At 67.4% G+C, this 10,757-nt stretch carries 7 protein-coding genes and 2 pseudogenes; 5 read left to right on the plus strand and 4 right to left on the minus strand.

Features of this window, described 5'->3' with window-relative positions:
* Positions 1 to 13: 13 nt before the first annotated feature.
* The 3 genes and pseudogenes from ACLJRM_RS40295 to ACLJRM_RS40305 form a co-directional block, all read left to right on the plus strand.
* Positions 14 to 515, plus strand: a pseudogene (locus tag ACLJRM_RS40295) (Glu/Leu/Phe/Val dehydrogenase dimerization domain-containing protein); the annotation flags it as partial.
* Positions 510 to 718, plus strand: a pseudogene (locus ACLJRM_RS40300) (IS3 family transposase); the annotation flags it as partial. The pseudogenes ACLJRM_RS40295 and ACLJRM_RS40300, both read left to right, overlap by 6 nt.
* 430 nt (positions 719 to 1,148) lie before the next feature.
* Positions 1,149 to 1,688 (plus strand): pyridoxamine 5'-phosphate oxidase family protein, encoded by a 540-nt coding sequence (locus ACLJRM_RS40305; RefSeq protein WP_410666048.1) that lies wholly within the window; start codon positions 1,149 to 1,151, stop codon positions 1,686 to 1,688.
* Positions 1,689 to 1,827: 139 nt separating this feature from the next.
* Here ACLJRM_RS40305 and ACLJRM_RS40310 read toward each other — a convergent pair whose 3' ends face one another.
* Both ACLJRM_RS40310 and ACLJRM_RS40315 read right to left on the minus strand, forming a co-directional pair.
* On the minus strand, positions 1,828 to 3,687 hold the full coding sequence (locus ACLJRM_RS40310; RefSeq protein WP_410666049.1) for a hypothetical protein: 1,860 nt from the start codon (positions 3,685 to 3,687) through the stop codon (positions 1,828 to 1,830).
* A gap of 207 nt (positions 3,688 to 3,894) precedes the next feature.
* The gene (locus ACLJRM_RS40315; protein ID WP_410666050.1) at positions 3,895 to 4,890 is read right to left on the minus strand and encodes a hypothetical protein; all 996 of its coding nucleotides are present in this window, start codon (positions 4,888 to 4,890) and stop codon (positions 3,895 to 3,897) included.
* A 250-nt stretch (positions 4,891 to 5,140) separates the two neighbouring features.
* On the opposite strand from ACLJRM_RS40315, the gene ACLJRM_RS40320 reads away from it, so the two are divergent.
* Positions 5,141 to 8,074, plus strand: coding sequence for a tetratricopeptide repeat protein (locus tag ACLJRM_RS40320; protein WP_410666051.1), 2,934 nt, complete (start codon positions 5,141 to 5,143; stop codon positions 8,072 to 8,074).
* A gap of 3 nt (positions 8,075 to 8,077) precedes the next feature.
* On the opposite strand, the gene ACLJRM_RS40325 is transcribed toward ACLJRM_RS40320, so the two are convergent.
* The gene (locus ACLJRM_RS40325; protein ID WP_410666052.1) at positions 8,078 to 9,271 is read right to left on the minus strand and encodes a helix-turn-helix domain-containing protein; all 1,194 of its coding nucleotides are present in this window, start codon (positions 9,269 to 9,271) and stop codon (positions 8,078 to 8,080) included.
* Positions 9,272 to 9,385: 114 nt separating this feature from the next.
* Positions 9,386 to 9,559, minus strand: coding sequence for a hypothetical protein (locus tag ACLJRM_RS40330; RefSeq protein WP_410666053.1), 174 nt, complete (start codon positions 9,557 to 9,559; stop codon positions 9,386 to 9,388).
* Between the two features lie 240 nt (positions 9,560 to 9,799).
* Between ACLJRM_RS40330 and ACLJRM_RS40335 the strand changes: the two genes are divergently transcribed.
* Entirely contained in the window at positions 9,800 to 10,702 is a 903-nt protein-coding gene (locus ACLJRM_RS40335; protein ID WP_410666054.1) for a hypothetical protein, read from the plus strand.
* The last annotated feature ends 55 nt before the right edge of the window (positions 10,703 to 10,757 follow it).

Genomic DNA, 10,757 nt, shown 5'->3' on the forward strand with positions numbered 1-10,757 from the left:
CGGAGGCACAGTCATGACCCTGGACAGCGTTTCGAGCACGTTGTACGAGGCGTTCGTCCGGAAGAACCCGGCCGAAACCGAATTCCACCAGGTCGTTTACGAAGTCCTCCACGCCATCCAGCCCGTGCTGCCGCAGCCCCGAACTGCGCGACGCGGCGATTCTTGAACGGCTGCGCGAGCCGGAGCGGCAACTGATGTTCCGCGTCGTCTGGACCGACGACTCCAGGCGTGTCCAAGTCAACCGCGGCTTCCGGGTCGGCTTCAACTCAGCCCTGGGGCCTTACAAAGGCGGACTGCGGTTCCACCGCGACGTCACCCTCGGCACAATCAAGTTCCTGGCCTTCGAAAAAATCTTCAAAAACGCCCTCACCGGCCTCGGCATCGGTGCGGGTAAAGGCGGATCCGATTTCGATCCGACCGGCCGCAGCGATACCGGGATCATGAGCTTCTGCCAGGCGTTCGTGACCGAACTCCACCGGCACATCGGTCCCGCCACCGACGTACCTGCCGGCGACAACGCCACGATGGAATCGTTCTTTTCCCTGCCGAAAAAGAACATTCTTGATACGCGGCGCTGGCGCATCCGCGAGGAGCTGAGAGGTTGGCGATCGCGTCCTGGATCGAGACGAAATACCACCGCAAACGCCGACAACGACGGCTGGGCAAGCTCACCCCAGTCGGGTTTGAGACCATCTACACCACCGCAACAGCGGCCTGAGAAATAGTCAGCTCCGATGTCAACCGAAGTCTGGGCAGCCTCTCACTCGACACCATCCGACACGTCAAGGTTCCGACTCTTAACCAGCGGGTTCGGGGTTCGAGTCCCTGATGGCGCACATTCAAGCCCCACGTTTTCGGTTTCGATGACGTGAGGTTTGTGTTATATGGAAGCATTTCTTCCACTTCCTTGCTGTCCATTGTGGTCTGATCCGAGCCCGCGCTGTCGGGTGGGGTTCCTGGGGATGAGTTGGCCGTCACCTCTGCCGCTGCGAGCGTGGCGGCGCCGTGCCGGAGGTCGTGCAGCCGGATAGGCGGCAGCCCGGCTTGGCGGACGATCTCGTATATCCCGGCCAGGGTCGACGCGGCATCGCCGGTCGGCGACTGCGCACTGAGCCGGCACTGTCGGTGGGAGCTGATTGACTAGCCGCATGTTCGAGACTCCCGACGAGCTTCACAGCCTCCAAGTCCTGCTCGACACGTCTTTGGCCGATTCGAACAGCCACCTCAAATCGATCATCCGGCCAGGTAAAACCACCTTGGACGCCGAGCAGGTCGTCCGGGTCTGCCACGGCATGTGCACCCTGGCCATCGCCACGGTCACCCGGCGCGGTGAGCCACGCATCAGCGGCGCCGACGGGCACCTCCTGCACGGCCGCTGGATCGTCGGCACCGACCGCCAGGCCGCCAAAGCCCGCCATCTCGCGGCGCGACCCGGCATCAGCGCGACCTTCATGCGCGGCGAGCAGCTCGGCATCTTCACGCACGGACACGCCGTTCCGTTGAACCCCGAGGGGACGAGCAGCGACCCGACTTGGCCGGCGGTGCGCGACTACCTCGTCAACCACTACGACGGCGACAGCGACGACCCGTTCTGGGACGAGAACGTCTGGTATCGCATCGCCCCCAGCTGGATGGTTGCCTACAGCAACGACCCCGTCGGGCTACTCGACCAACAACCGTCAATCTGAAGAGAGCTCGCGCGGGTCCACCTCGGGCTGTCACTCCGGGGCCAGTCGAGGTCGACAGAACCCAGCCGAACCGCGAGCCGAACTGGAAGGCCCTTGGTGTCACGGGGATCAAGTCCGGGCTGTGTCGCGGACCGGGGGGTTACTCGCTGCCGATGACGGTCAGGTCGTCCCAGTGCGAGATGACGGTTTTCCGTGCGCTTCGGAGCAGGCCGTCCAGCAGTGTCAGGCTGCGCGAGTCGCGGGTCGGCTTGCCCGCTTCAACGGCTTTTCGTGCCGCATCGTGCACAGAGCGCAGCAGATGTGGTTGCACGATCACCACCTGGGTCTTGTTCAGGGTGGTCCGCGCCCTCAGCGCGGTCACGAACCCCGAGAGTTCCGTGCGCCGGGTGCCGTCGAGCCAGGCCGCCGGGCGTGCGATCCGCGGGGTGGTGAAGCGTTCGACGAGCGCCCGGTTGTCCAGCAAGCGCAGGTTCTTCACGGCTTGTGCCACGACCTCCTGGTACGCCGTCACCGCAACGTGTCGGGTCGACGAGGTGCTCAGTGCGCCCTTGACGTGGATGGCGGTCAGCGTGCCGTCGACGAGGTGCAGGAAGTCGGCGACTTCGCCCGCGCCATCGTCACAGACGAGCCACCCGGTGGTGTAGGTTCCTTTGACCCAAGCGAACAACGAGTAGTCATTGGTCAGTCCGATAGCGTCGTGGATGGCTTGATCGCCGCGCACCAGTGGCTTTTCCTGGTTCACCTGGTGAGCACCGAAATCGCTGAACTCCAGGTTGGCGAACGGCGGTGCGGTCTGGTTCTGCAGGTTGATCTGGTGCTCGCCGAACGTATGCCCAGACTCGTAGTAGATCCTCAGCAATTCACCACTGCCGATGGCGTCCCGGATCTGCCGTGCCATCGCCTCGTTCGACGGCGTACCGGCGAAACGAACGTCCAGATCGAAGCCGTCTCCCCGCGCGACCGGCTTGATCCACAAAGAGCCGGCCTCGGCCCTCTCGCAACCGACAACCGCAGTGAACGCCGGGGCCCCGGGGTTCCCGCGCACTTCGAGGAACGAGTCGCGCAACAGCGCCGCCCGTTCCGCCAGTTCTCCGTCCGGGTCCGCCGTGTCGGGGAGTTCATCCGGTTCGGCGATCGTGACGTCGTACGCGCCGTACACGTTGGCCAGTTCGGTCTCCGGCACCGCCAGCTGCCAGAACTGCTCCTCCGGCGGTTCGACCGCGAGAGACTTCTCGAACAGGGAGACCGTTTCGGTGGCGGCGGCGAGAAATGTCGGCAGATCGACCCGGAACTTCCAGTAGAGGTGCGACTTCGCCGGGCTGACGGTCAGCCTGCCGCGCACTACGGCGGATTCGTCCAGGGGCACGTAGTCGATCGCGGCCGCGCACAACGCGAAGCTGGCGTCCTCGTCGTCGAGCACTTCCTGGATCCGCAGCCCACCCAAGGTTTTGCTGTCGGCTTTGGTAGCGCGGCGGCGATGGACCCCACGCAGCCACACGGTCTTCCCGTCACCCTGGAGCGTCCTCCGCAGGATCGCGCTCGGCAAATACCGATAGAGCTTGTTGAACCTCTGCAACCACTTGCGTAACGCCTCGTCGCTCACCGGCGTGTGTATCACCACGAAGGGTCCCCGGCGCACCACGACCGTCAACTGGTTGGCGAGGTCGAATACCTGTTGGATTTCTCCAGACCAACTCGGCATCGTGCGACGCTCACGAGCAGACGCGTACAGGCCATCGACGCCCAGCTCCAACAGCGATCCGATTCCTTCGATCTGGTCGGACTCAGCGAGCACGACCTCGCCGAGGCAGCGAACCGATTGTGCCCGGCCCCGCGCCTCCAGGTTGGCCCGGAGGAAATTGACGAGCGAGTTGAACGCGACCTTCGGGTCCGCGTCCGGGTGGCAGTGAAGCACCGTCACCGAGAAGGTCGGTGACAACTCAGCCAGACCGTCCAGTCGGGGCACTTCTGAGTCCACATGGGATTTGTCGATGTCCATCGCGCTGCCTTCCTTCCAGCACCCGTGACGGCGCCTTCGAGGAGCATGGAGTCGCTATGCGTACCGAATGTGGACCAGATGTGGACCGCCCCTGGGAACACCTGCACGTGGGTCACGCGTGCGGTGAAGCCATCGCACCGGCTCCTGCCTGTGGACACCCTCCACCGCATCGCGGCCCCTAGGGGTGGGCGGACGGGTGCTGCCCGGTCAGCTCACGTTCCAGACCGGATCTTCGGTGAACCCGGTGTTCCGCGGCGCGCCACGATCCGCACATGAACACCGGCGCCCGTGGAATTCGTTCCCCGCTTCATCACCCTCCCAGCGCGCGCCGTAGGAGCGGCCCGGTAAAAGTCGTTTGAATCGCTGGTGTATTTCTCCCGCGCGGTCCACTGGTTGTTCTTGACCACCGTGCGGACCGGTGACATCGCGCAATGTCCACACCTGGTGCGGAATGCGGTCCCTGGCGAAACGCACGCGCAGATCGAGCAGGTCGCAGGACTGTTCGAGTTCACGCACCACGTACGACCGCAGCACCTGCGGCTGAGGAAAGCGGTACCTCACGGCGAAGGCGTGCGCCTCGCCTTTCGCGAGCGGCTCGGGAGGGGTGAGGGACACGCGGCTCCGCGCCGTGCCACTGGTGCGCCGAGTGCCCCCATAGAGCACGTCCACCTCGAGCGGGCCCCGCAGTTCGAACGCCGGCGAGGTGAAGTCGAGTTCGTGCAGTCCATCGTGGTCGGCGACGATGCGGTACTGCTCCAGCACCTCGGGCTGCGGTCGGTCCAGCGTCACCACCACGTGCAGTTCCGCGGTGTGCCATGCCCCGTCCGGCTGGGGCGGGATGGTCACCACCAGTTCCGCGAGCTGGTCGATGGCCTCGTCGACCCGGCGGCGCACCGTACGCGCGTCACGATCGAGCCGGGGTGCGGCCCAGCCGACGCGCTCCCGGTACAGCGGCATGCGCACGTCGGCGGTAAGCCCGAAGGCGGCCACGGTGGCCAGGCGCATGTCCTCCGGCAGCTGTTCGGCCAATCCGGTCAACCGTGCCACGAGCTTCTCCCGGATGGTGACCGGACCGTCTTCCTCCTTCACACCGCACAGCACGCGCAGCGTCGGGCCGATCCGCTCCCCGATCCTCCCGGCGTACACCCCGCGGCCCTTGCGCAACGACTTGAGTTCCCGCACCAGTTCTTCGTGGGTGTTCATCAGCAAGCCTCCCCGTCGATCTCCGATGACCGGCAGCTTGCGACGGGCGAGTGGACCAGAAGTGGACATTTCGTGGATCAGCCCGCACGGCGGTACCCACCACTCGTTCCGCCCGCTCACGCTGCCCCGGAAAACGAGGGTGTCCGCGCCCGATGGCATACAGGCCGAAAAATGGCCATTTTCGGTGACACACGAACGGGCGCTTGCACGACATAGTGATGGACATCAAGCTCGCAAACAGGGAGGCGGAGTGGATTTTCGGATGCTGGGCCCGCTGGAGGCGTGGCACGACGGCGCTCCGGTTGACCTGGGCAAGCCGCAGCAGCGCTTCGTGCTCATCGTGCTTTTGCTGCACGCCAACAAACCGATTTCCGCAGACCGGCTGACCGAGATCGTCTGGGGGGCCAACCCCGAGCGCCGAAACCTGGTCCGCGGCTATATCAGCAAGTTACGCAAGGCATTCGAACTGGCCGGCGACGTCGCAATCGACACCACCGTGACCGGCTACCTGCTGCGGGTTTCCCCGGAACAGATCGACCTCCACCGCTTCGACCAGTGGCGCGAACAGGCCCTTCAGGAGCAGGAGCCACGCCGTCAGATCGAGCTGCTCCGCGCCGCGGTCGACCTGTGGCGCGGGCGCTTCCTCGAGGACATCGACATCGACCGGGTGGGTGGCACGGACGTGCTCTCACCTGCCGACAGCTATTTCGACACCGTCGGCGATCTCGCCGAACTGGAACTGGTCGCTGGTGACCATCGATCGGCGCGTGACCGGTTGCGCCGTATCGTAGGCAAGGAACCGGACCGGCAGCGCCACGCCGAGTTGCTGATGCGCGCACTGCTCGCCAACGGCGATCGTGTGGAGGCGATCCGGGTGTTCCACAGCACCCGCGACGCGCTCGCCGAACTCGGCCTCGAGCCGGAGCAGAGGCTGCGCAACATCGCCGCCCGGGCCGAACGCGGTGAACCCGCCAGTTCGCTGCCGTCCCGGCCCGGTGGTTTCACCGGCCGCGAAAACGAACTCGATCTGATCGCCACGGTGGCGGGTACCGGCGAGAAAGCCGTGTGGGTCAGCGGCGCACCGGGGGTGGGCAAGACCGGTCTGGCCGTGGAAGCCGCGCACCGGCTGCGGGAGCGATTCCCCGACGGGCAGTTGCTGTTACGGCTGAACGGGTTCACCCCGAACGTCGCCGCGATGACCATGGGCGACGCGCTCACGCAGCTCCTGATCGAGCTCGGGGTACCCGCCGAGCAGGTCCCCGGCTCACCGGGGCGCAAGATCACGATGTACCACAACGAGTTGTACGGCACCCGGACATTGATCCTGCTGGACAACGCAAAATCCGCCGAGCAGGTCCGCGCCCTGCTCCCGGATGCTCCGGACTGCTTCGCGATCGTGACGAGCAGGCGGGTGGGCGAGCCGGACACCGGGCAGCAGGTGCGGCTGGCCCCTATGCCACCGGACGACGCCGCCGCCTTGTTCTGCACGCTGACCGGGCCGCTACGGGTCACCGGCCGTGCCCCCGAGGTGGCCGAAGTGGTCAAGCGATGTGGTCACCTGCCGATGCCGATCCGCGTCTCCGCCGCGTTGTTCCGTCGTCACGACCGGTGGCCCCTGGAGCATTTGCTCCGGTTGCTGGCCGAAAGCGGGCCCTGGCACGCCGACACCGGCACCGACGCAGGCGCCGCTGCCGTCCGGGTTTCCTACCAGCAGCTGAGCGAGTACCAGCAGGAGATGTTCCGCCTGCTCGGGCACACACCGGGGCCGCACGTCACTGTGGCGGGAGCCGCGGCACTGGTGGCCAACGCTTTCACCCACGCCCGGCTGGTGCTCGACGAACTGCACGAGGTCTGCCTGGTCGAGGAGCTCACGCCGGAGCGGTACCAGATGCTGGACCCGCTCAAGGAGTTCGCCGCGGCCGAGCCCGGCGAGCACACCGGTGCCGTGCTCCGGCTGCTCGACTTCTACCTGGTCACCCTGGCGGCCGCGGCGGGGACTGCCTATCCGTTCGAGCGCGCCCGCCTGCCCTCGGTGACCCGCACGTCGCCGGTGGCCCGGGCCTTCGAGACCGCCGACGCCGCGACGGCGTGGATCAGCGCCGAGCGGGACAACCTGGTGGCTGCCATCCACTACGCCGCCACGCACGACTTGCCCGAGCACGCCTGGCGGCTGGCGGTGCTCATCTGGCGCTACTTCCACACGACGAGCCAGTTCGACGACTGGGCCGAGACGATGGAATTGGCCCGGCGGCTGGTGACCGCGGACGAAGACAACACGGTCGGTCAGGCACACGTGCTGCTCAGGCTGGCCACCGTGCACAATCGCCGCGGCGAGCTGGCCGAGGCCCTGGAGCTGGCGCGACGGGCGCTGTCCTGCTGGGTGCGGCTGGGCGACGCCAGGGGCGAGGCCACCACGTTGTGCGCCATCGCCATCCCGACCATGGAGCTCGGCAGGCACGCCGAAGCGATCACCCACTTCGAGGCGGCGCTGGAGAAGTACGAGGAAGTCGGCGATCTGCGCGGCCAGGCACACGCGCTCAGCAATCTGGGCTACCTCAACGAGCTGCACGGCAAGCTGGACGTCGCGCTGCGCCAGCACCGCGCCGCGGTGTCGATCCTGCGCCAAACCCAGCACATGCTGGGGGTGGCGCACGTGTTGAACAACCTCGGCTCGGTCCGGCAGCGCCTCGGCTTCCCGAGCGAGGCGCTGGCCGACCACCGGGAGGCGCACCACCTCGCCGCCGAAGCGGGTGACGCGTGCGTCATGGCCTACGCGCTGTCCAACATCGGCAATGTGCACCGGTCGGCGGGCCGGATCCCCGAAGCCGAGCGCTACCAGCAAAAAGCCGCCGGCATCGCGGCCGGGATCTTCGACGCGGACCTCCGCACCCGGCTCCTCCGCGACCGCGCGGCGACCGCGCAGGCCAAGGGCGACCACGTCGAGGCGTTGCGCCTCTACAAGGCCGCACTGGAGCTGGCGGCCACGTCAGGGAACCGGGACCATCGGGCTCACGCCGATCGGGGTGTCGCGCAGACCTTGCACCGGCTGGGCCGGCATGGGGACGCCGTCTCGAACTGGGAGGCGGCCGAAAAGGAGTTCACCGCGCTGGAACTGCCCGAGGCCGACCAGGTGCGGGCCGAACGGGCGGAACTGACCTGCGGCTGCCGCGACGGGGTGGGCTGAGCTTCAGACTCGCTGGTACAGCACGCGCCGCAGTTCCGGGTAGACCTCGCGGACCGAGGCGTGGTTATGCCACCGGCCGATGTTCCTGGCCAGTTCCCGCAGGTCGAGCCGGATCGTCGCCGAATCGACGTGGGCCGCGTCCTCCAGTGTTTCGGTCAGGGTTTGGCAGCTCTGATCGACCTCGCCCGCCAGGGCGTAGGCCAGCGACCTGCGTACGCCGAAACGCGCCCGCGTGCGCCGCGAGTCCGCGGGAAGCCGGGTCAGCTCCCGGTCCAGGAGTTCGGCCGCTTCGCCGGGACGGCCGAGGTCGCACAACGACCAGCCCTGGGCCAGCCCGATCGGGTCGGGGGCCGTGGAGCCGAGCACCGGGTACGCCGACGGGTCCGCGCCCGCGGCGTCGAAGTGAAACAGGGCCTCGTCCAGCGCGCGTTCGTACTCGCTGTGATCGCCGGCCAGGGCGTGGCCCTGTGCCTCCCGCCGTGCGGCCAGGGCGAGGGTGCGCGAACCGGCCGGTCCCGCCTGCTGGGCCCGGCGCGCCAGTTCGATCGTGGCGATCGGATCGTGCCGGTAGAGCGCGAGCCCGGCTTCCCGCACGAAGGCGTAGCTGACGATCTCGTGGTCCCCGCCTGCGACGGCCAGTTCCGCGGCTTTCCTCGTCCAGGACAGCGCGCGCCGGTCGTCCCCGGCTTCCTGCTGCATCCACCCGGTGTACTCGGCGATCCGTGCGGCCAGCAGCAACAGGCGCGACCTGGTCGGCTCCGGGTTCTCCCCGGCCAACGCGCCGAGCATCTGCACCTGCGCTGTCAGCGATTCCAATACCACCACCGGGCTGGTCTGCATGCCGAGGCGCCTCAGGTGCTCGAAGGTGGTCCGGATCCCGATGACCACCCGTTCGTCCGGCACCGGCCGCGGCCCGCCCGCGAGCGTCACGCCGAGCACGGTGCCGGCCACCAGCACCTGGCGGCGGTCAAGAGTCACCGCGCTCTCCCTCGCCGCCCGCGCCGCCACCAGCAGCGCGCCGCCCGCGCCGAGCTCCCCGTCACAGAGCCGGGCCATCGAATCGTGGGGCTGTTTCACCCCGTTTTCGATCTTGCTGAGATATCCCTTGCTGTAGTGGATGCGCTTGGCCAGCTGACCAAGCGACAGGCCGGCGGCGATGCGGCATTCACGCAGCAATTCCCCAAATGTTCCGGTCACCAAATCCTCCTGATCCGACTGACTTCGAGTACAGCACCTGCCCCGAACCCTCGCAATCACCCGGTCGCCCGCGAGGTGATCGCAGGCGACCGGAGATGCGCTTTCGCCGACAACTCAGTCGTGCCAGGGGTTTCCGTCCGGCTTCGGCGCGGAGGTGGTGGTCGGCGGCGCCGCGGGCGGCTCCTCCGAGGACAGGGCGAAACCGCTGGTGGAACCGACCACGGCCAGGCACAGCACGGCCGTGACCGAGGCGAAGATGGCAGCGAAAGTGGACATGAATTTGGACATGGCGAATCCTCCCGGGAAATCGGTGAATTTGATTTCGGGCCATTCCGGATCTGTTCCGGTGCCCATATCGAGGATTCATCAGATCCCGGGCGGCCAACAAGGAGGTGACCGTTTCCCCCGCGGCGGTCAACGGGAAACGGGCGGGGATCCACACCGCGTCCACTTCTGGTCGACAGCGGCGGTGGAGTCTGCCCCGGTACTCGCCGGTGTGGTGCCGGTGATGACCGAGAAGGGTGAGTTATGAAGGAAAATGCGGCCTATGACATCGCCGTTTCATTCACCGAGCAGTCGCGGTCCGCGGTCGGCGAGGTGGTCGAGACGAGCCGGCAGCGCGGGCTGACGGTCCTGCACGGGCCCGACCAGACCCATGAGTGGTGGGGGCACAAGGACCAGGGAGACCTGCCGGCCGCACCTGTGCGTTTCTTCCTGCCCTTCGTCTCCACTGTGGACGATTTCGGTGCCGCGATGCTGCGCGCGGTCAAGAACGGGGACGAGCACGTGCTGCCGGTGCTTGTCGGTGAGCTCACCGTGCCCGCCGAGCTGCGCCACCCGCACGTGAGCTACCTGCGGTTCGACCCTGCGCGGCCCGACCTGCTCACCGATGCGCTGGCTGCCCGGGTCGAGGCCGCCGAGTCGGCGGGGGCCGAGCAGACTTCGGTCGCCGAGGTGGTGACCGGCGCCCGGCGGCTCACCAGCTCACCGGCTGTACCAGCCACGTTCAGCAGGTACGCCGAGCAGGAAGCCGCCCTCCGTTACCTGGGAGACCAGCTCACCGCGGCGATGCCGGGCCTGGAGCGCAGCGGGTTCGTCGGCACGGTGCACCGCGGTGACTCGAGCATCAGCGTCCGGGTCGAGCAGGCCGGTGACACGGTGTACGCACTGGACATCCGACGCGGGGGCATCGGCGGGGACGAGACGGTGAACTTCGTGGTCGGCAGGCACCAGACCGACACCGGTAGCGTGTGCAGCAACGGCTGGGCCCGCCCGGTGTACAGCACCGAAACCGATACCGCCGTGCTCGAACTGCACGACTTCTCGGTGCTCGGCCACAGCACCGGCGAGCCCCGCGTCTACCGCCGGGAAGACCTGTTCGCCGCACTGTGGCAGCGCATCAACACCGTGGTCGCGGCCGTGGTGCGCTGACCCCACGCGAAAAGCGCCCCTCACCCGAAACGGGTGAGGGGCGCTTTTCGCATCG

The sequence above is a fragment of the Amycolatopsis sp. lyj-84 genome (genome assembly GCF_046549075.1).
GTDB lineage: Bacteria > Actinomycetota > Actinomycetes > Mycobacteriales > Pseudonocardiaceae > Amycolatopsis.

Excerpts from the sequence above, each read along its gene's own strand:
- ACLJRM_RS40305 (WP_410666048.1), top strand. The coding sequence starts at position 1,149 with ATGTTCGAGACTCCCGACGAGCTTCACAGCCTCCAAGTCCTGCTCGAC.
- ACLJRM_RS40310 (WP_410666049.1), bottom strand. The coding sequence starts at position 3,687 with ATGGACATCGACAAATCCCATGTGGACTCAGAAGTGCCCCGACTGGAC.
- ACLJRM_RS40315 (WP_410666050.1), bottom strand. The coding sequence starts at position 4,890 with ATGAACACCCACGAAGAACTGGTGCGGGAACTCAAGTCGTTGCGCAAG.
- ACLJRM_RS40330 (WP_410666053.1), bottom strand. The coding sequence starts at position 9,559 with ATGTCCAAATTCATGTCCACTTTCGCTGCCATCTTCGCCTCGGTCACG.
- ACLJRM_RS40335 (WP_410666054.1), top strand. The coding sequence starts at position 9,800 with ATGAAGGAAAATGCGGCCTATGACATCGCCGTTTCATTCACCGAGCAG.